Here is a 20,257-nt window from a genome sequence, read left to right as displayed (position 1 = left end):
GGGCCTCGTTCTAGAAACTAGAAACGCCAGCTCAGTTGGGCGGACACGGCACGCTGCAGCTGCGCCCGCACGGCGACATCGCCGAATTCGCCGTGGCCGTCGCCGGTCAGGTTCTGCCCGGCGAGCGCCAGCTCGAGCGCCGGGTTCGGTCGCCAGGCCAGCCGCATGTCCAGCGCGGTGTAGGCCGGCACCGCCGGCAGGGCCAGCGCCGCGACGTGACGCAGCATCAGGTCGAGCTCGACCTGGCGGCCCAGGTCGTGGGTCGAGCGCAGCACCCACCCATGCGAGGGGCTGGCGCCTTCGGTCGCGGCCACGGTCTGGGTGTCGTTGCTGCCCGGCTTCAGGTGCAGGTCTTGCCACAGCCGGCTGTAGCCGGCATGCAGGCGCCAACCTGGCAGTGCCTGCAGGCTGCCCCACAGCTCGACGCCGTGGGTGCGCCCCTTCATGCCGTTGGCCAGCAAGAAGGCCTGGCTGGCGGGGTCGAACTGCAGCGTGCGCAGGCGGTCGTAGTCGGCGTGGAAGAGGCTCGCCGACAGCGAGGTGGCGGCGGTCGGCTGGCCGCGGTAGCCCAGCTCGGCAACGGTCGCCACCTCGGACTCGAAGTGCGCGCCGCCGCGCAGCAGGTAGGGCGCCTGGCCGGGAACGTAGAAGTCGCGGTCCAGCCGCGACGGGGCCCGCACCGTGCGCGAGGCGGCGGCCCACAGCAGCTGCTGCGGGGCCCACTTCCAGGCCAGGCGGGCGGTGGGCAGGAACTCGGTGCCGGTGTCATCGTTGTGCTCGGCGCGGGCGCCGACGATCAGGCGCCAGTCGTCGTCCAGAGCGATGTCGTCCTGCGCGAACAGGCTGGCCCAGCTCTGCCGCCGGTCGGCCGGCAAGAAGGCCAGGTAGCTGCTGTTGTCGACCCGGTCCCAGGCGGTGCGGTACTGCGCGCCCCAAACCAGGCTGTGGCGGCCCCACGATGCCGGCGAATGCTGAACCTGCAGGTCCAGCATGTCCAGGATGTCGCCGAAGATCGGCACCGCCGTGCGCTCGGTGTGGTCGGCGTAGGCCTGCAGCTGCAGCGCGCCGCCGCCGCCGAGCTCGCGCTCCCACCGGCCCAGCACATGGGCACCGGCCACGGTGACCGGGCCCAGGTCGATCGGCTGCCCGCCCGAGGCAGGCTGCTCGCGCCGACCCTGGTAGGCACTGGCCCGCAGCATGAAGTGGTCGGCGCCGCGTTGCGTTTCGGCGCGCAAGCCGATCTGGCTGTGCCACCCGGCATCGTCGATGCGCGTGCCGTCGGCGGTCTCGGTGTGCTGGCGGTCGGTGTGCGTGGCATACAGCCGCCAGGCCACGCCACCGGTGCTGGCGCCGCGGCGCAGGCTGACGCGGCTGGCGTCGGTGCCCACGCTGGCCGTAGCGAGCGTGCCCGCGGCCGAGGCCGCGTCGAGCGTGATGATGTTGATCACGCCATTGACCGCGTTGGTGCCCCACAGCGTGCTGCCGGGGCCGCTGATGACCTCGATGCGGTCGATGTCTTCCAGCATCAGGTCCTGCACGTCCCAGAACACGCCCGAGTACAGCGGCGTGTAGATCGAACGCCCGTCGATCAGCACCAGCATCTTGTTGGCCGAGTTGCCGGCGAAGCCGCGCGCGCTGACCACGTACTCGCTGGCGCTCGACCGCGCCACCTGCAGGTTGGGTGCGAGCCGCAGAAGCTCGGGCAGGCTGGTGGCGCCGGAGCGGCGGATGTCGTTGGCGGTGATCACGTAGACCGAGGTCGGCGCATCGGCCAGGCGCTCGGCGCGCTTGGAGACCGAGGTGATCTGCAGGTCGCCCAGCGCCTCGAGGCTGAGTTCGCTCAGGCGTGGCTCAGGCTGCGCCAGCACGGTGACCGCGCTGCACCACATCAAGGCTGCCCAGGCGCATCGTCGGCGCGGTGATTGCATGCCCAGTCCCCGATCTTTTTTGAGGACGTGCTCTGGCCGCAGGTGGCCCAACAGCGCCTTGCAGCCGGCCGTCCGTTCGCTGACGTGCGGCACATCCTACGCTTGCGATGGCCCCTTCGCTGGGTGGTGTTTTCGGCCGTTGGCCCTCGCCCCGCCCGGTCAAACCAGGTTTGGCGGCAAGCAGCGTGCCTGCCCGGTGAGCATCGCGCGAGATGCCACGTATTTCACGCGTTAGCGGCAGGCGCCCGGGTCAGGCCAGGCGCAGCAGCCGCTTGGCGTTTTCCTTCAGGATCAACGGCTTCACTGCGTCCTTGAAGCCGGCCTCTTCGAAGTCGGCCAGCCAGCGGTCGGGCGTGATCAGCGGGAAATCGCTGCCGAACAGGATGCGGTCTTTCAACAGCGTGTTGGCGTACTGCACCAGCTGGGGCGGAAAGTACTTGGGGCTCCAGCCCGAAAGATCGATCCAGATGTTGGGCTTGTGCATCGCCAGCGACAGGGCTTCGTCTTGCCACGGCCACGACGGGTGGGCGATCACGATCTGCATGTCGGGGAATTTCATCGCCACGTCTTCGAGCAGCATCGGGCGAGAGTTCTGCAGCCGCAGGCCGCCGCCGCAGCGCATGCCGCTGCCGATGCCCGAATGGCCCGAGTGAAAGACGGCCGGCAGTTGGTGTTCGTTGATCACCTCGTAGATCGGCCAGGCCATCTCGTCGGCCGGCTCGAAGCCCTGCACCGTGGGGTGGAACTTGAAGCCCTTGACGCCGAACTCCTCGACCAGCTTGCGCGCTTCGCGCGCGCCCATCTTGCCCTTGTGCGGGTCGATGCTGCCGAACGCGATCATCACGTCGGGGTTGGCCAGCGCGGCCTCGGCGATCTCTTCGTTCGGGATGCGGCGGCGGCCGAGCTGCGTCTCGGCATCGACGGTGAAATTGACGAAGCCGATCTTCTTCTCGCGGTAGAAGTCGATCGTCTCCTGCATCGTCGGCCGCCGGCTCGAGCGGAAGTACTTGTCGGCCGCGCGGTCGTACTCCTCGCCGTAGTTGTCGAAGGGGTTGCGGCACGACACCTCGAGGTGCGTGTGGGTGTCGATCGCGATCAGCTCGGCGGTGTTCATGCGGGGTGGCGTTCGATCGGGAAGATATTTAATTCTCATAAATAAATCGGTTGGGCGCAAGTGACCTTCCCGGGCGCTGGTCATGCTGCACTGCAAGATGAGGGTTATTACCAAGTGGCGTCGGGTGAGGCGATTTAGTTAAATCACATAAATATTGCGGAGCAGCCATGAGCGACCCACGGCCCCCTGATCTCGAACCCGCTGGCGGCCTGCTGGCCACGCTCGACCTGCTGCGCATCGAGCATGCCGGCCCGGTCACCCACCTGCGGTTGAACCGCCCCGCCAAGCGCAATGCGCTGAGCGATACGCTGATCGTTCAGCTGCACACCGCGTTCGTCAACCTGCCGGAGGCGACCCGCGCGGTGGTGGTCACCGGCGAGGGTGAGCATTTCTGCGCCGGCCTCGATCTGGCCGAGCTGATGGAGCGCGACGTTGGCGAAGGCGTGCTGCATTCGCGCATGTGGCATGCGGCGTTCGACCAGATCCAGTTCGGCCGCGTGCCGGTGATCGTGGTGCTGCACGGCGCGGTGGTCGGTGGCGGGCTGGAGCTGGCCTCGGCCTGCCATGTGCGCGTGGCCGAAGCCTCCGCCTACTTCGGCCTGCCCGAGGGGCAGCGTGGGCTGTTCGTCGGCGGCGGTGGGTCGGCGCGCATCCCGCGCCTGATGGGGGTGGCCCGCATGACCGACCTGATGCTGACCGGCCGCGTCTACGGCCGCGACGAGGGTGTGCAGGCCGGCCTGGCGCAGTACGCGGTGGCCGACGGTGAAGGCTTCGCGAAGGCGATGGAGCTCGCGCGCCGCATCGCCGGCAACGCACCGATGTCCAACTTTGCGGTGATGCATGCGCTGCCGCGCATCGCCGACCAGTCGCAAGAGCAAGGCCTGTTCACCGAGTCGCTGATGGCGGCGGTGGCCGAGAGCACGCCAGACGCGAAAGAGCGCCTGCGTGCGTTCCTCGAAGGCCGGGCCGGCAAGGTCTTGCGGTCATGAGCCTGCCGGCCCAGCGCCCGACCTACCGCGCCGCCCGCGTGGGCGGCTGCGTCGAGGCCACGCTCGAACGGCGGGCCGATGGCACGCAGGTCCTGCGGTCGACCGAGGCGCTGCAGGCGTACCCCGATCGCCTGACCGACCGGCTCGAGCAATGGGCCATTGAAGCGCCCGACCGCACATTCGTCGCCAAACGCCAGCACGGTGGAAGCTGGCGCCACATCAGCTACGCGCAGATGCTGCAGCGGGTGCAGGCGGTGGGTCAGGCCCTGGTCGACCGCGGCTTGTCGGCCGAGCGGCCGGTGGCGATCCTGTCGGACAACGACCTCGAGCACCTGACGCTGGCGCTGGGCGCCATGTGGGCCGGCGTGCCCTATGTGCCGATCTCGCCGGCCTATTCGCTGATCTCGCAAGACTTCGGCAAGCTGCGCCAGATCCTGGCCACCACCACGCCGGGCTTGGTGTTTGCCGCGTCGCCGGCCTACGAGAGGGCGATCGTCGCGGCGGTGCCGGCCGATGCCGCCGTGGTGCTGGGTGAGGGCACGATCGATGGCCGCGCGACGCTCGCCTTCGACACCCTGCTGGCCACGCCGCCGGGCGAGGGCGTGCGCGCCGCGCATGCAAAGGTCGGGCCGGACACGATCGCCAAGTTCCTGTTCACCTCGGGCTCGACCCGCCAGCCCAAGGGCGTGATCAACACGCACCGCATGATCTGCGCCAACCAGCAGATGCTGCGCCAGTGCATGGCCTTCCTGGCGGACCAGGACGAGCACGGCGGGCCGGTGCTGGTCGACTGGCTGCCGTGGAACCACACCTTCGGCGGCAACCACAACGTCGGCATCGTGCTCTACAACGGCGGCACGCTCTACATCGACGAAGGCAAGCCCACGCCCAAGGGCATCGCCGAAACCTTGCGCAACCTGCGCGAGATCTCGCCGACGGTGTACTTCAACGTGCCCAAGGGCTTCGAAGAGATCGCCGCCGCGATGGACCACGACCTCGTGTTGCGCGACCGGCTGTTCAAGCGCTGCAAGGCCTTCATGTTCGCCGGCGCGGGCCTGAGCCAGGCGGTGTGGGACAAGCTCGACGCGCATGCCGAAGCCGCGGTGGGTGAGCGCGTGCGCATCATCACCGGCCTGGGCATGACCGAGACCGCGCCCTCGTGCACCTTTGCCGTGGGCACCGATGTGCGCGCCGGCCACATCGGGCTGCCGGCGCCGGGGGTCGAGGTGAAGCTGGTGCCCGACGCCGCCAGCGGCAAGACCGAGATCCGCTTTCGCGGCCCGAACGTGATGCCGGGCTACTGGCGCGCACCGGTGCAGACCGACGAAGCCTTCGACGAAGAAGGCTTCTACCGCACCGGCGATGCGGTCAGGTTCATCGACCCCGCGCAGCCGACCCGCGGCCTGCAGTTCGACGGCCGCATCGCCGAAGACTTCAAGCTCTCGAGCGGCACCTTCGTCAGCGTGGGCCCGCTGCGGGCCAAGGTGATCGCCCAGGGCCACCCTTGCGTGCAGGACGCGGTGGCCACCGGCATCAACCGCGACGACCTGGGCCTGCTGCTGTTCCCTCGCGCCGACGAGTGCCGCAAGCTCGCCGGCCTGGGCGAGGCCGTGCCACTGCGCGAGGTGCTGCAGCACCCGGTGGTGGGCGCGTTCTTCCAGGCGCTGGCCGACCGGCTGTGGCGCGAGGGCACCGGCAGCGCCAGCCGCCCGGCCTGGCTGCACCTACTGAGCGAGCCGCCGTCGATCGACCACGGCGAGGTGACCGACAAAGGCTCGATCAACCAGCGCGCGGTGCTGGCGAACCGGGCGGCGCTGGTCGAGGCTTTGTACGAGGGCACCGGCGTTCCGGTGATCCTGCCCAACAAGGAACCCATGCCATGAAGATCGAAGGTCAGGCGGCGCTGGTCACCGGTGGAGGCTCGGGCCTGGGCGAGGCCGTGGCGCGCGAGCTGGCGCGGCTGGGCGCGAAGGTGGCGGTGCTGGACGTCAACGGCGACGGCGCTGCGCGTGTCGCCGCCGAGGTGGGCGGGCTGGCCTGCCGCTGCGACATCACCGATACCGTGTCGGTGACCGCGGCGCTGGACGCCGCCGAGGCCGCGCACGGCCCGGCGCGCATCGTGATGAACATCGCCGGCATCGGCACCGCCAAGCGCGTGGTGCAGAAAGACGGCTCACCCGCACCGCTGGAAGACTTCGAGCGCGTCGTGCGCATCAACCTGGTCGGCACCTACAACGTGATCCGCCTCGCGGCGGCGCGCCTCGCCAAGCTCGACCCGCTGGCCGACGGCGAGCGTGGCGTGATCGTCAACACCGCGTCGGTGGCGGCCTTCGACGGCCAGGTCGGGCAAGAGGCGTATTCGGCCTCCAAGGGCGGCATCGTCGGCATGACGCTGCCGCTGGCGCGTGACCTGGCGCAGTGGGGCGTGCGGGTCTGCACCATCGCGCCCGGCCTGTTCGCGACGCCGCTGATGCAACAGCTGCCCGACGAGGTGCAGGCCTCGCTGGCCGCGAGCATCCCGTTCCCGAAACGGCTGGGCCAGCCGGGCGAGTTTGCGGCGCTGGCCGCGCACATCGTGACCAACGGGCACTTGAACGGCGAAGTGATCAGGCTCGACGGGGCCTTGCGCATGGCGCCACGCTGAACACATTCGAGAGCGCCGGCTGCGGGTTCACGCCAGCGTGAGCCGCCCAAAGGCGCTGTTATGGTTTCACCACCCTGACGACCGCAGGAGACAACATGCAAGCACGCACACACGGCTTCTTCAGACTGGCACTGGCGGCAACGCTGGCCACCTTGGCCGGCACGCCGGCTTGGGCCGACATCACGATCGGCATCAGCCTGCCGCTGACCGGCCCCGCGTCTGGGCTGGGCATCCCGGTGGCCAACTACATCAAGCTCTGGCCCACCACGATCGCCGGCGAGAAGCTCAACGTGATCGTGCTCGACGATGCGACCGACCCGACCAAGGGCGTCAACAACGCGCGCCGCTTCGTCACCGAAGACAAGGCCGACATCGTGATGGGCTCGGCGGCCACGCCGGTGGCGATCGCGATGGCGCCGGTGATCGCCGAGGCCAAGACGGTGCAGTTCTCGTTCTCGCCCGCGGTGGTGTCGGCCGGCACCGACGGCTGGATGTTCCGCCTGCCGCAGGGCAATGCGGTGATGGCCTACGCGATGATCGAGCACATGAAGAAGCAGGGCGTGAAGACGGTCGGCTTCCTCGGCTACACCGACGCCTACGGCGAGAGCTGGCTGAAAGACTTCCAGGACCAGTCAACCCTGCTCAACGGCCCGAAGATCGTCGCCACCGAGCGCTTCGCGCGCGCCGACACGAGCGTCACCGCGCAGGCGCTGAAGCTGGTCTCGGCCAACCCCGACGCGATGCTGATCGTGGCCTCGGGCAGCGGCGCGGCGATGCCGCACAAGGCCATCGTCGAGCGGGGCTACAAGGGCAAGATCTACCAGACCCATGCCGCGGCCACGCGCGACCTGATGCGCATCGGCGGCAAGGATGTCGAAGGCGCCTATGTCGTCTCAGGCCCGGCGGTGATCCCCGAGCAGCTGGCGGCGGACCACCCGTCCAAGGCGGTGGCGCAGGACTTCGTCAACAAGTACGAAAAGGCCTACGGCGCGGGCAACCGCAACCAGTTCGCGGGCCACGGCTATGACGCGGTCGTCGTGCTGGAGAAGGTGATCCCGGTCGCGTTGAAGGCCGGCAAGCCCGGCACGCCGGAGTTTCGCGCGGCGATCCGCACGGCCACCGAGAACATGGGCCGCACGGTGGTGGCGCATGGCGTGCTGAACTACACCAAGACCAACCACTGGGGCTTCACCACTGAGACCGGCCTGGTCCTGAAGGTCGTCAACGGTGACTGGAAGATAGAACCTTGAGCCCCCACGCCCCCTTCCGGGGGCTGCCCCCCGAGGGGGGCTCGCGCAGCGGACCGGCGGAGCCGGATCCGCGCACGCCACTTGACGACGAGCGGCGCTTCGCGCGCTCGTCGGGCGCCATCTACCGTTGAGTGATATGGATCTGACGATTGCGAGCATCCTCGCGCTGGACGGCGTCACCAACGGCGCCGTCTATGCCCTGCTGGCGCTGGCCACGGTGCTGCTGTTTGCGGTCACGCGGGTCATCTTCATCCCGCAGGGCGAGTTCGTCGCCTTTGGCGCGCTGACGCTGGCCACGCTGCAGCTGGGGCAGGTGCCGGGCACCGTCTGGTTCCTGCTGGTGATGGCGGGCCTGGCGGCGATGGCCGATGTGGCCGCGGGGCTGCGTGCGAAGCGGGCACCGCTGCGGGTGGCCAAGGCGGTGGTGGGCTCGCTGGCGTATCCGGTGGCGATTGCGCTGTTGACGATCTGGGCCGCACCGCGGCAGTTTCCGCTGCTGGTGCAGGCCGCGCTGACACTCGCATTGGTCACGCCCTTCGGTGGCCTGATCTACCGGCTGGCCTACGAGTCGCTGGCCGACGCAAGCGTGCTGGTGCTGCTGATCGTGTCGGTGGGCGTGCACTTTGCGCTGACCGGGCTGGGGCTGTATTTCTTCGGTGCCGAGGGTTTTCGCAACCCCAGCTTCTGGGACGAGCGCTTCAACCTCGGGCCGCTGACGCTGTCGGGCCAGACGCTGATCGTGTTCGCGGTCTCGATCGCGCTGATCGTGATGCTGTGGCTGTTCTTCGAGCGCACGCTGTGGGGCAAGGCCTTGCGCGCCACCGCGGTGAACCGGCTCGGCGCGCGGCTGATGGGCATCTCGTCGACCAGCGCCGGCCGGCTGTCGTTCACGATGGCGGCGTTCATCGGTGCGCTGTCGGGCCTGCTGATCGGGCCGACGACGACAGTGTTCTACGACTCGGGTTTCCTGATCGGCCTGAAGGGCTTCGTGGCCGCGGTGTTCGCGGGCCTGGCGAGCTACCCGCTGGCGCTGGTGGGCGCCCTGGGGGTGGGCCTGCTCGAAAGCTTCGGCTCGTTCTGGGCCAGCTCGTTCAAGGAGGTGATCGTCTTCTCCGCGATCCTGCCGGTGCTGCTGTGGCGCTCGCTGCGTGACCCGCACGGGGAGGAGCACTGAACATGCTGCCACGCAAGTTCTGGCTGCCGCTGTTTGCGGTGGCGATGCTCGCGGTGCCACTGCTGCCGGTGCCCGAGTTCTGGATCACGCAGCTCAACTACATCGGGCTGTACGCCATCGTCTCGCTCGGGCTGGTGCTGCTGACCGGCGTGGCCGGGCTGACCTCGTTCGGCCAGGCGGCGTTCGTTGGTGTCGGCGCCTACACCTCGGCCTACCTGTCGGTGAGCCTGGGCGTGTCGCCGTGGATCGCGCTGTTCGTCGGCCTGGCGCTGGCGGTGCTGGTGGCGCTGGTGCTGGGCGCGCTGACGCTGCGCATGTCCGGCCACTACTTGCCGCTGGCGACGATCTGCTGGGGCCTGGCGCTGTACTACACGATGTCGAACATGGAGTTCCTCGGCAAGTACGACGGCATCCTCGGCGTGCCGGCGCTCACGCTGTTCGGCCAGAGCCTGGCCAGCGGGCGCGCGATCTACGGGCTGATCTGGGTCATCGCGCTGGCATCGGCACTGGGTGTGACGCACCTGCTCGATTCACGCAGCGGCCGCGCGATCCGCGCGCTGAAGAGCGGCTCGACGATGGCCGAGGCGATGGGCATTTCGACCTTTCGCTACAAGCTCACAGCTTTCGTGCTGGCGGCAATGCTGGCCTCGGTGTCGGGCTGGTTGTTCGCGCATTTCCAGCGCACGGTGAACCCGTCGCCGTTCGGGCTGCCCAAGGGCATCGAGTTCCTGTTCATGGCGGTGCTGGGCGGTGTCGGCCATGTCTGGGGCGCTTTCGCCGGCTCGGCCGTGGTCAAGCTGGTCGAAGACGAGTTGCAGGTGCTGCTGCCCAAGCTGATCGGCACCAGCGGCAACTTCGAGATCATCGTCTTCGGCCTGGTGCTGGTGCTGGTGCTGAAGTACGCACCCGAAGGGCTGTGGACGTTCGTGCAGCGCTGGCTGCCGGCGCCGCAGCGGGTGAAAGACTGGCAAGGTGCCGCGGCCCTGCCCACGCGCGACAAGCCGAAGCCCGGCGAGCTGCTGCTGGACGTGAAGGCGGTGCGCAAGCAGTTCGGCGGGCTGGTGGCCGTCAACGATGTCAGCTTCACGATCCACGCCGGCGACATCATGGGCCTGATCGGGCCCAACGGCGCCGGCAAGTCGACCACCTTCAACCTGGTCTCCGGCGTGTTGCCGATGACCGCCGGCGCGGTCGTGTTCCGCGGCCGCGACGTGGCCGGGCTGCCGTCGCGCGCGATCGCGCGGCTGGGCATGAGCCGCACCTTCCAGCACGTGAAGATGATCCCCGAGATGACGGTGCTGGAGAACGTCGCGCTCGGCGGTTACCTGCGCACCTCGGCCGGCGTGACCCAGGCGATGCTGCGGCTGGACCGCGACGAGGAGCGGCGGCTGTTCGCCGAGGCCGAGGCGCAGCTGGCGCGCATCGGCATGGCCGGCCAGATGCACGAGCTGGCTGGCAACCTGGCGTTGGGCCCGCAGCGCCTGATGGAGATTGCCCGCGCGCTGTGCACCGACCCGTCGCTGCTGCTGCTGGACGAGCCGGCCGCCGGCCTGCGCCTGAAAGAAAAGCAGGCGCTGGCCGAGGTGCTGCGCCAGCTGAAATCTGAAGGGCTGTCGATCCTGCTCGTGGAGCACGACATGGATTTCGTGATGGGCCTGGTCGACCACATCGTCGTGATGGAGTTCGGCACCAAGCTGATCGCCGGCACGCCGGCCGAGGTGCAGGCCAGCCCGGTCGTGCGTGCGGCCTACCTCGGCACCGAGCACTGACCCCATGAGCGCGCAACCGATTCTTCAAGTGAGCGACCTGCATGCCGGCTACGGCAAGGCCGAGGTCTTGTCGGGCCTGAACCTGGTGTTGCCGCGTGGCGCGGTGGTCACGGTGATCGGCCCCAACGGCGCCGGCAAGTCGACCACGCTCAATGCGCTGATGGGCGTGCTGCCGGCGTGCGGGCGCATCGTGTTCGACGGGGTCGACGTGTCCACCGCCACGCTCGAAGAGCGGGTGATGGCCGGCCTGGCGCTGGTGCCCGAGAAGCGCGAGCTGTTCGGCACGATGCCGGTCGAAGACAACCTGGTGCTCGGCGGGTTCCGGCCGATGAAGCAGCGTGTGGCCCAATGGCGCTCGACGCTGGACGAGGTCTACACCCTGTTCCCGCGCCTGAAGGAGCGGCGGGCGCAGCTGGCGGGCACCTTGTCCGGCGGCGAGCGGCAGATGCTGGCGGTGGGCCGCGCGCTTATGAGCCGGCCCAAGGTGCTGATGCTCGACGAGCCAAGCCTGGGCCTCGCGCCGCTGGTGGTGAAGGAGATCTTTCGCACCATCACCGCGCTGCGGGCGACCGGCGTCAGCATCCTGCTGATCGAGCAGAACGCGCGCGCCGCGCTGGAGGTGGCCGACCACGGCTACGTGCTGGAGACGGGCTCGATCGCGCTCGAGGGGCCGGCGCGTGACCTGGCGGTCGACCCGCGCGTGATCGAGACCTACCTCGGCGCGAAGAAGGCGTGATGGCGGCCAAGCCAGCCGAAGCAGGCCCCGTGCCGGTGGCCGCCAGCCACGATGGCGCCCTCGACCAGAGCGGGCTGATGCACCTGGTGGGCTATGCGGCGTCGCGTGCGTCGATCGAGCTGAAGAAGACCTTCAGCCGGCACCTCGGCCCGCTGAAGCTGAAGGCGGTCGAGTTCTCGGTGCTGGTGCTGGTGGACACCAATGCCGAGGTCAACCAGAAGCAGCTGGGCCTGGCCTTGGACGTGTCGCCGCCGAACCTGGCGGTGACGCTGGACCGCATGGTCGAGCAGGGCTGGATCCGGCGTGAACGCAGCGAGCGCGACCGCCGGGCGCAGCTGATCCGGCTGACGCCGGTGGGCCAGGCGCTTGTCACGCGGGCGCGCAAGATCGGCCAGACGATGGAGCAAGAGGCGCTGAAGGTGCTGTCGCCGGCCGAGCGGGCGCTGCTGATCGAGCTGCTGCAGCGCGTGGCCCAAAAGCGCAGCCGCCACGCCTGAACCCTCGCGCCCTTGTGGGCCGGCAACGCCTGCGAAAATCGCGGTGCCATGAACAAGGCCTTCACCAAGGAACCCGACGCCGCCGACGATGACGACGACGGCCCCAGCCTGCCGCCGTTGCCCGCGGGCGGCAAGAACTACATCACGCCGGCCGGCTATGCGCGCCTGCGTGCCGAGTTCTTGCAGCTGATCGACGACGAGCGGCCGAAGATCGTCGAGGTGGTGCACTGGGCCGCGTCGAACGGTGACCGCTCGGAGAACGGCGACTACATCTACGGCAAGAAGCGCCTGCGCGAGATCGACCGCCGCATCCGCTTCCTGACCAAGCGCCTGGACATTGCCGAGGTGGCCGACCCGTCGCTGCACCACGGCAGCGACCAGATCTTCTTCGGGGCCACGGTCACCTATGCCAACAGCAAGGGCGAAGAGCACACGATCACGATCAAGGGCATCGACGAGGTCGACCACCTGCACGGCGAAGTGAGCTGGGTCTCGCCCATCGCGCGCGCACTGCTGAAGGCGCGCGAAGGCGACGAGGTGTCGCTGATGACGCCGGGCGGCGTCGAGACGCTGGAGGTGATCGAGGTGCGGTACCCGGAGCCGGCGAAGGAGTAGCGCGCAGCGCGCGAAGGTTGGTACGAGGCAGGCGGCCGGGGGCGCGTTCTCCGGCCTCTCTCGCGGGGAACAAGGGGGCGCGTGCCAATGCCTCTCGATGCCAGCGCGTGATTCAACAAGTGTCCAAGTTGCTGTGTGGTTGGTCTTCCGCTTTCGTCCTTTACATCCTGCTGCGACGTTAGGGGTGTGACTTCGGCTCTGACTTCTGGGACATTACCTGCCCCACGAGGAAAACCGTTCGCAGGACATGAAGACCACCATGACATACCGCTCGATATCGCTGGCGCGCGCCGCCATGACGCCTTTGTTGGCGCTGGCAGCTGCCGCGGCCTGCGCCGCCACGCCCACGACTTATCAGTGCACCTACCTGACCGGGACAGGCCAGGGCGATTCGCAGTACCCCGAGGGCCACGCGATCAACGACCTGGGCACCGTCGCTGGCGTTGCCCGCTACAACCCCGGCGAGCTGGAAGAAGTGGCCAAGGCCATGGTGTGGGTGGTGGGTGAAGAGCCGGTGGAACTGCCGATGCTGAACCTGCCGTTCCATGAGGTGGCCGACGTCAACAACGCTGGCCAGGTCGTCGGCGCCGAAATCCTTCGCTCGTACCTCGAACCGACCCCGATGACCTGGCGCAATGGCCAGGCCGAGGTGCTGCCGATCCCGCCCGGCAGCTGGGCAGGCGCAGGTCGCGCCCTGGCGATCAACGACAAGGGCGACATCGTCGGGGCCAGCGGCGCGTTCGACTGGCCCTACACCCGCAACATGCACGCCACGCTGTGGCGCAAGGGCAAGGTCTTCGACCTGGGCACGCTGGGCGGACACAACGGCCAGGTGCAGCGTGTCAGCGAAGCGCTGGGCATCAACGACGCCGGCATCGTCGTCGGCTGGAGCGATGTGAAGAAGTCCACCCGCGGCGGCCAGCACGCGGTGCGTTGGGACAACCCCTGGACCATTGTCGACCTGGGTGGCCTGCCCACCGGGGGCGGCTCGAAGGCCACGGCCATCAACAACCAGGGCACGGTCGTCGGCTCCGGCACCTACGAAAAGGACAACGGCCTGATCGCGGCGATGGCGGTGGCCTGGGACGCCAGCGGCATCCATGGGTTGGGCATGCCGAAAGGCCACAAGGCCAGCATCGCGCTGAAGCTGAACGACGACGAAGTCATCGTCGGCGCAAGCGAACTGCCTGACTTCGAGTCGTGGCGCGCGATGGTGTGGTTCGGGGTGAGCGGCGCGCCCCGCGACCTGAACAACCTGGTCGGCAGCGCAGGGTGCAAAGATGGGTCGGGCGCGGGCTTTGTGCTGGAACGGGCCCGGGACATCAACCGGGACGGTGTGATCCTGGCCACCGGCGTGTCAGGTGACGGTGCCCGTCACGCCACCTTCAAGCTGGTGCCGCAGTAAGCAGGGCGGGCCCGCGGCGCCCGATCAGGGACGCACGCGGTTCACCCGCAGCACGGCCGGCGTGCGCTTGAGCGTGCGCAGCACCTCGGCCAGGTGCAGCCGGTCGCGCACGCTGACCAGCAGCTTCATGTCCGCCGTCTCGCCCGGCCGCTCGCCGCCCATGTCGATGTGGGTGATGTCGGCCTCGGCCCGGCTCACCGCCTGCGCCACCTGCGCCAGCGCGCCCTTGCCGTTGTGCAGCAGCACCTGCAGCTGGGTTTCGAAGGCCCGCGTCGGCTCCTCGGCCCATTCGACCTGCATCCAGCGCTCGCGGTCGCGCTCGTACAGGCGCTGGCCGACCTGGCAGTCGGAGGTGTGCACGGTCAGGCCCTCGCCACGGCCGAGGTAGCCGACGATCGCGTCGCCCGGGATCGGCCGGCAGCACGGCGCCATCGTCACGCTCGCGCCCTCGGCGCCGTCGATGACCACCAGGCCCTGCACGGTTTCGCCATCGGGGTTGCTGTAGCGGTTCAGGCTCAGCGTCACCGCATCGGGCTTGTGGCCGAGCTCGTGCAGGTCTTGCGTGATGCGCTTGGCGACGATGGTCGCAATCTTCTTGCCCAGGCCGATGTCGGTCATCAGCTCGGCCGGGTTGCGGTTGCCGCTCCAGCGCAGCACGGCCGGCCAGATGGACTCGGGCCCGGCGGGCTCGAGCGGCGGCAGCGTCAGGCCCTCCAGTCGCAGCGCCTGCGCCAGCATCTTTTCGCCCAGCGCCTGCGACTCTTCCTGCTCGAGGTTCTTCAGGTAGTGGCGGATCTTCGAGCGCGCGCGCCCGGTGCGCACGAAGTTCAGCCAGGCCGGATTGGGCCGGGCGTTCGGTGCGGTGATCACCTCCACCACGTCGCCCGAGCGCAGCTCGGAGCGCAGCGTGGCCGGCTCGCTGTTGATCTTGACCGCCACGCAGTGGTCGCCCACGTCCGAGTGGATCGCGTAGGCAAAGTCGACCGGTGTCGCGCCGCGCGGCAGCGCCAGGATCTTGCTCATCGGCGTGAAGACGTAGACCGCGTCCGGCACCAGGTCGATCTTCACGTGCTCGAGAAACTCGCCGGCGTCGCGCGTTTCGTCCTGGATGTCGATCAGCGACTTCAGCCACAGCGCGCCCAGGCGCTGCGCGACATCCGACGGGTTGCCGCCCTTGGTGCCGACCTTGTACAGCCAGTGCGCGGCGATGCCGGCCTCGGCCACCGCGTGCATCGCCTCGGTGCGGATCTGGAACTCGACCGCCGTGCCCAGCGGGCTGACCAGCGTGGTGTGCAGCGACTGGTAGCCGTTGGCCTTGGGGATCGCGATGTAGTCCTTGAAGCGGCCGGGCACCGGCTTGTACAGCTGGTGCAGCACGCCGAGCGCCAGGTAACAGTCGGGCAGGGTGGCCACGACGATGCGGAAACCGAAGATGTCGTTCACCGACGCGAAGCCGGCGTGCTTCTCGCGCATCTTGCGGTAGATCGAATAGACGGTCTTCTCGCGCCCGTTGACCTCGACCTTCAGGCGCGCCTCGGCAAATGCCTTGGTGACGTCTTTCTGCACCCGCGAGACGATGTCGCGCCGGTAGCCGCGGGCGCGTTGCACGGCCTTTTCCAGCGCCGCATGGCGCCAGGGGTACAGGTAGGTGAACGACAGCTCCTGCAGCTCGCGGTAGACCTGGTTCAAGCCCAGCCGGTGGGCGATCGGGGCGTAGATGTCGAGCGTCTCGCGGGCGATGCGCTGGCGCTTGTCGGCCTTCATCGCACTCATCGTGCGCATGTTGTGCAACCGGTCGGCCAGCTTGACCAGGATCACGCGCACATCGCGCGACATCGCCAGCAGCATCTTGCGGAACGACTCGGCCTGGCCTTCCTCGCGGGTCGAGAAGTTCAGCTTGTCCAGCTTGGTCAGGCCATCGACCAGCTCGGCGGTCGTGGCGCCGAAGCGCTCGATCAGCTCGGTCTTGGTGATGCCGCAGTCTTCCATCGCATCGTGCATCAACGCGGCCATGATGGCCTGGGCGTCGAGCTTCCAGTCGGCCACCAGGCCGGCCACTGCGATGGGGTGGGTGATGTAGGGCTCGCCGCTGGCGCGGTACTGGCCCAGGTGGGCCTCGTCGGCGAACTTGTAGGCGTCGCGGATCGCCTTCAGCTCGGCCTTGGGCAAGTGGCCCAGTTTGGTCGACAGGCCGGCAAAGGTGCTGACCTCGGCACTCGGCGGCGACACATTGGTGGGCGCGCGCGGGCGCCCCTGCAGCGCGGTGGGCAGCAGTTCGGCGGCGAAGGAGCGAATCCCCATGCCGGGAATTTAGCCTAGTTCACCCGGCCAGCCGGGCGCGTGGAGATCGCGCACGTAAAGCACAACGGGCGCCTTGCAGGCGCCCGTTGGGTGTGCGATGAAGCAAGAGACGGTCAGGTCGGGACCTTGCGCAGCATCTCGATGCCAACTTCGCCGGCGGCGATTTCGCGCAGCGCGGTGACGCCCGGCTTGTTCTTCGATTCGACCTTGGGCGCATGGCCCTGGCTCAGCATGCGGGCGCGGTAGGTGGCGGCCAGCACGAGTTGGAAGCGGTTGGGGATCTTGTTCAGGCAGTCTTCGACGGTGATGCGGGCCATGGTGGTTCTTTCGAATCAAGTTGCGCGCGGCATCAATCGAGATTGAGCGCGGCGAAGACGGTGGATTTGGCGCGACGCTGGGCCGCGTATTTCAGCCGTTGCGAGTGAACGACGGTTTTCATGTCGAAAAGCGCCGTCTCGAACAAGGCGTTGATTATAACGTAGTCGAAATGGCGGGCCTGGTCGACCTCGACCCGTGCATTGACCAGGCGCTGGGCAATCACCTCGGGGTGATCTTCGCCGCGCCGGCGCAGCCGCTGCTCGAGCTCGCTCCAGCTGGGCGGCAGGATGAAGATCAGCACCGCATGCGGGAACAGCTGCTTGATCTGCAGCGCGCCCTGGAAATCGATCTCCAGCACCACGTCTTCGCCGGCCATCAGGCGGGCCTCGATGCCCAGGCGCGAGGTGCCGTAGCGGTTGCCGTGCACCTCGGCCCATTCGAAGAACTCGCCGCGCTCGACCATGCCGGCGAATTCCTGGGGCGAGATGAACCAGTACTCGCGGCCGTGCTGCTCTTGCCCGCGCGGCGGGCGGGTGGTGTGCGAGATCGACACCGACAGGTGCGAATCGAGCTCCAGCAAGGCCTTGACCAGGCTGGATTTGCCGGCCCCGCTGGGGGCTGCGACGACGAAGAGGTTGCCGGGGGTTTCCATGCCAACGCTTATTCGATGTTCTGGACCTGTTCGCGCATCTGCTCGATCGCGACCTTCATGTCGACCGAAATGCCGGTCAGCTCGAGCGCCGACGACTTCGAGCCGAGCGTGTTGGCCTCGCGGTGCAGCTCCTGGATCAGGAAGTCCAGCCGCTTGCCGACCTCGCCGCCCTTGGCGAGCAGGCGTTCGATCTCGTCCAGGTGCGACACCAGGCGCGACAGCTCTTCGGCCACGTCGATGCGGATGGCGTAGGCCGCCGCTTCATTCAGCGCCCGGTCGCGTGCGGCCTCGGCCGACACCGCGCCGGCCGCACCGGCCGAGTTCAGCGCCTCGCTCCAACGCTCCATGAAGCGCTGCTGCTGTTTCTGCACGACGGCCGGCACCAGCGGCGCGGCCTGCTCGGCCAGTTGGCGCAGCGTGGTGATGCGCTCGCCCAGGATCTGGGTCAGCCGCGCGCCTTCGCGGGCGCGGGCCTCGCGCAGCGCGTCGATCGCCGTGCGGGCGGCCTGCACCGCCAGCTCGTCGAGCCCGGCGTTGGCGTTGCCGGTGCCGCCGCCGCGGCACCACTGCAGCACCTCGTGCACCGACAGCCCGACCGCGCTCGGCAACCAGCCCTGCACCGTGCTTTCGATCCGCGCCATCCGGTTCAGCTGCTCGGTGCTGGGCTGGGGCAGCCCCTCGTCGGCGCTGCGGCCCAGCAGGGCGCGTACCTCGACCTTGCCCCGGCGCAGGCCGGCGGTCAAAAGCTCCCGCAACGCGGGCTCGACCTGACGCAACTCGTCAGGCAAGCGGAACGCGATGTCGAGGAAGCGGCTGTTGACCGTGCGCATTTCCACGGTCACACCGGCAGGGTGGGCTTCACCCTCGGCCACCGGGGCGGCGCTGGCGCTCGCGAACCCGGTCATGCTGTAAACTGGCATGAAGCTTTTGCACCAAGCAAAAACCCAATTATGTCAAAGCCCAAACCCGCCCCGTTGCCCGCGGGCACCGTGGTCGGTGGCTACCAGATCATCAAGAAACTGGCGGCCGGCGGCTTTGGCGTGGTGTACCTCGCTGAAGACGAAGAACGCCACCTGGTTGCCCTGAAGGAATACCTGCCAGCCTCGCTGGCCGAGCGCTCCGTCGGCGAGCTGGTGCCGCGCGTCAAACCCGAAAAGCAGCCGCTGTACCGGCTGGGCCTGAAGAGCTTCTTCGAAGAAGGCCGCTCGCTCGCGCAGATCTCGCACCCCAGCGTCGTTTCGGTGCTGAACTTCTTTCGCGAGAACGAAACCGTCTACATGGTGATGAACTACCTGCAGGGCGACACGCTGCAGGATTTCATCGTCACCGCGCGCGACCTGAAGCAGGAAAAGGTCTTCCGCGAGTCGACCATCCGTTCGTTGTTCGACGAGATCCTGAAAGGCTTGCGCATCGTCCACCAGCACAAGATGCTGCACCTGGACATCAAGCCGGCCAACATCTTCATCACCAACGACAACAAGGCCGTGCTGCTCGATTTCGGCGCCGCCCGCGAGGTGCTGAGCAAAGAGGGCAACTTCATCCGGCCGATGTACACGCCCGGCTTTGCCGCGCCCGAGATGTACCGCCGCGACGGCTCGCTCGGCCCCTGGACCGACATCTACGCGATCGGCGCCTGCATCTACGCCTGCATGCAGGGTTACCCCCCCACCGACGCGCCGCAGCGCATCGACAAAGACCGTTTGACCTTGTCGATGTCGCGCATGCGTAACACCTACTCGGACAACCTGATCGAGGTCACCGAGTGGTGCATGTCGCTGGATCCGCTTTCACGGCCCCAAAGCGTGTTCGCGTTGCAAAAAGAGTTGTCACGCGAGACCGAACGGCGCTATACCTCGCTCAGTTTCACTGAGCGCCTCAAATTGCAGATCGAGAACCTGAAGACCGGGGCACGATGAAATTTTCCGTCTACCAGGTCAGCCGGAAGGGCGGCCGCGAGAAGAACGAAGACCGCATGGGCTATTGCTACACGCGGGATTCGGGCCTGTTCGCGCTTGCCGACGGCATGGGCGGCCACCCTGAAGGCGAAGTGGCTTCTCAGCTCGCGCTGCAGACGCTGGCCGCCGCTTTCCAGCGGGAAGCCAAGTCGAGCCTGAAAAGCCCGCTGCGCTTCCTGCAAGACTCGATCCTCGCAGGCCACCACCAGCTGCTGCGCTACGCCACCGAAAAAGGCCTGGTCGACACGCCGCGCACGACGGTCGTCGCCTGCGTGCTGCAAGGCCGCGCCGCCTTCTGGGCCCATTGCGGTGATTCGCGGCTTTATCTGGTGCGCGGCGGCAACCTGATCGCTCGCACCCGCGACCACTCGTACACCGAGTTGCAGAACACGCTGTCGCAGGTCGTGCCGATCGACGCCAAGTTCAACCGCTCGGTGCTGTTCACCTGCCTGGGCAGCCCCGGCAAGCCGGTGGTCGACACGGTGGGTCCGGTCACGCTGCAGACCGGCGACCGCCTGATCGTCTGCTCTGACGGCCTGTGGAGCCAGCTGAACGAAGAAGAAATCGTCGAGCTGCTGTCGACCCGCTCGTTGTCCGACGGCGTGCCCGAGATGGTCGAGCGGGCGCTGCGCAACGGCGGCGCCCATGGCGACAACGTCACCGTGCTGGCGGTCGAATGGGAAGCGGTCGAAGAAAGCGACAGTGCCGCCGGCGTATCGACCCGCAGCCTGGGCGAAGACGTCTTCGCCTCGACCATCCAGGCCAGCCTGGCCGACACCGCGCCGGGCGACCTGGACGAGGCCGAGATCGAGCGCTCGATCCGCGAGATCAACGAGGCGATCCAGCGCTCGTCCAAGAAGCGGCCCTGAGTTGATGGAGCACCCGGTGACGGACTACCGTCACCACCCGC

At 68.2% G+C, this 20,257-nt stretch carries 18 protein-coding genes; 12 read left to right on the top strand and 6 right to left on the bottom strand.

Annotated features, from left to right (window positions below; translation table 11 throughout):
- Positions 1 to 17 precede the first annotated feature (17 nt).
- Together ACE3SG_RS06340 and ACE3SG_RS06335 are read right to left on the bottom strand one after the other, a co-directional pair.
- Entirely contained in the window at positions 18 to 1,928 is a 1,911-nt protein-coding gene (locus ACE3SG_RS06340; RefSeq protein ID WP_374563275.1) for a TonB-dependent receptor plug domain-containing protein, read from the bottom strand.
- A 250-nt stretch (positions 1,929 to 2,178) separates the two neighbouring features.
- A complete protein-coding gene (locus ACE3SG_RS06335) occupies positions 2,179 to 3,042 on the bottom strand; it encodes an amidohydrolase family protein (RefSeq protein ID WP_374563273.1) in 864 nt (287 codons plus the stop codon).
- A gap of 167 nt (positions 3,043 to 3,209) precedes the next feature.
- On the opposite strand from ACE3SG_RS06335, the gene ACE3SG_RS06330 reads away from it, so the two are divergent.
- The 10 genes from ACE3SG_RS06330 to ACE3SG_RS06285 all read left to right on the top strand — a co-directional run bounded on the left by ACE3SG_RS06330 (position 3,210) and on the right by ACE3SG_RS06285 (position 14,121).
- Positions 3,210 to 4,031 carry a crotonase/enoyl-CoA hydratase family protein gene (locus tag ACE3SG_RS06330; RefSeq protein WP_374563271.1) on the top strand — a complete coding sequence of 274 codons (822 nt, stop codon included), beginning with the start codon at positions 3,210 to 3,212 and terminating at the stop codon, positions 4,029 to 4,031.
- On the top strand, positions 4,028 to 5,914 hold the full coding sequence (locus tag ACE3SG_RS06325; protein ID WP_374563269.1) for a feruloyl-CoA synthase: 1,887 nt from the start codon (positions 4,028 to 4,030) through the stop codon (positions 5,912 to 5,914). Before ACE3SG_RS06330 ends, ACE3SG_RS06325 begins: the two co-directional genes overlap by 4 nt.
- Positions 5,911 to 6,675: an SDR family NAD(P)-dependent oxidoreductase gene (locus ACE3SG_RS06320; protein WP_374563267.1), complete on the top strand. Its 765-nt coding sequence runs from the start codon at positions 5,911 to 5,913 to the stop codon at positions 6,673 to 6,675. Before ACE3SG_RS06325 ends, ACE3SG_RS06320 begins: the two co-directional genes overlap by 4 nt.
- 95 nt (positions 6,676 to 6,770) lie before the next feature.
- Entirely contained in the window at positions 6,771 to 7,925 is a 1,155-nt protein-coding gene (locus ACE3SG_RS06315; protein ID WP_374563265.1) for an ABC transporter substrate-binding protein, read from the top strand.
- Between the two features lie 136 nt (positions 7,926 to 8,061).
- Positions 8,062 to 9,099 (top strand): branched-chain amino acid ABC transporter permease, encoded by a 1,038-nt coding sequence (locus tag ACE3SG_RS06310; RefSeq protein ID WP_374563263.1) that lies wholly within the window; start codon positions 8,062 to 8,064, stop codon positions 9,097 to 9,099.
- A gap of 2 nt (positions 9,100 to 9,101) precedes the next feature.
- Entirely contained in the window at positions 9,102 to 10,868 is a 1,767-nt protein-coding gene (locus ACE3SG_RS06305; protein ID WP_374563261.1) for an ATP-binding cassette domain-containing protein, read from the top strand.
- Positions 10,869 to 10,872: 4 nt separating this feature from the next.
- Positions 10,873 to 11,604: an ABC transporter ATP-binding protein gene (locus tag ACE3SG_RS06300; RefSeq protein ID WP_374563259.1), complete on the top strand. Its 732-nt coding sequence runs from the start codon at positions 10,873 to 10,875 to the stop codon at positions 11,602 to 11,604.
- Complete coding sequence (locus ACE3SG_RS06295; protein WP_374563256.1) at positions 11,604 to 12,101, top strand: MarR family winged helix-turn-helix transcriptional regulator; 498 nt, start codon at positions 11,604 to 11,606, stop codon at positions 12,099 to 12,101. The genes ACE3SG_RS06300 and ACE3SG_RS06295 overlap by 1 nt, the downstream gene beginning before the upstream one ends.
- 48 nt (positions 12,102 to 12,149) lie before the next feature.
- Positions 12,150 to 12,716: a transcription elongation factor GreB gene (greB, locus tag ACE3SG_RS06290; protein WP_374563254.1), complete on the top strand. Its 567-nt coding sequence runs from the start codon at positions 12,150 to 12,152 to the stop codon at positions 12,714 to 12,716.
- Between the two features lie 259 nt (positions 12,717 to 12,975).
- A complete protein-coding gene (locus tag ACE3SG_RS06285; RefSeq protein WP_374563252.1) occupies positions 12,976 to 14,121 on the top strand; it encodes a DUF3466 family protein in 1,146 nt (381 codons plus the stop codon).
- 24 nt (positions 14,122 to 14,145) lie between these two features.
- On the opposite strand, the gene ACE3SG_RS06280 is transcribed toward ACE3SG_RS06285, so the two are convergent.
- From ACE3SG_RS06280 to ACE3SG_RS06265, 4 genes are all read right to left on the bottom strand, one after another.
- On the bottom strand, positions 14,146 to 16,422 hold the full coding sequence (locus ACE3SG_RS06280; RefSeq protein ID WP_374563250.1) for a bifunctional (p)ppGpp synthetase/guanosine-3',5'-bis(diphosphate) 3'-pyrophosphohydrolase: 2,277 nt from the start codon (positions 16,420 to 16,422) through the stop codon (positions 14,146 to 14,148).
- 113 nt (positions 16,423 to 16,535) lie between these two features.
- A complete protein-coding gene (gene rpoZ / locus ACE3SG_RS06275; protein WP_374563248.1) occupies positions 16,536 to 16,739 on the bottom strand; it encodes a DNA-directed RNA polymerase subunit omega in 204 nt (67 codons plus the stop codon).
- A gap of 32 nt (positions 16,740 to 16,771) precedes the next feature.
- Entirely contained in the window at positions 16,772 to 17,392 is a 621-nt protein-coding gene (gene gmk, locus ACE3SG_RS06270; protein ID WP_374563246.1) for a guanylate kinase, read from the bottom strand.
- Between the two features lie 8 nt (positions 17,393 to 17,400).
- Positions 17,401 to 18,312, bottom strand: a complete 912-nt coding sequence (locus tag ACE3SG_RS06265) for a YicC/YloC family endoribonuclease (protein WP_374563244.1) — start codon at positions 18,310 to 18,312, stop codon at positions 17,401 to 17,403.
- A gap of 30 nt (positions 18,313 to 18,342) precedes the next feature.
- Here ACE3SG_RS06265 and ACE3SG_RS06260 point away from each other — a divergent pair, with 30 nt between their 5' ends.
- Positions 18,343 to 19,308: a serine/threonine-protein kinase gene (locus tag ACE3SG_RS06260; RefSeq protein WP_329716749.1), complete on the top strand. Its 966-nt coding sequence runs from the start codon at positions 18,343 to 18,345 to the stop codon at positions 19,306 to 19,308.
- A complete protein-coding gene (locus tag ACE3SG_RS06255) occupies positions 19,305 to 20,216 on the top strand; it encodes a PP2C family serine/threonine-protein phosphatase (protein WP_374563242.1) in 912 nt (303 codons plus the stop codon). Before ACE3SG_RS06260 ends, ACE3SG_RS06255 begins: the two co-directional genes overlap by 4 nt.
- Positions 20,217 to 20,257 lie beyond the last annotated feature (41 nt).

This window comes from Ideonella sp., from assembly GCF_041914305.1.
Taxonomy (GTDB): Bacteria; Pseudomonadota; Gammaproteobacteria; order Burkholderiales; family Burkholderiaceae_C; genus Ideonella.
Note: the sequence above shows the minus strand (reverse complement) of the source record. Positions and strands in the feature narration are given on the sequence as shown.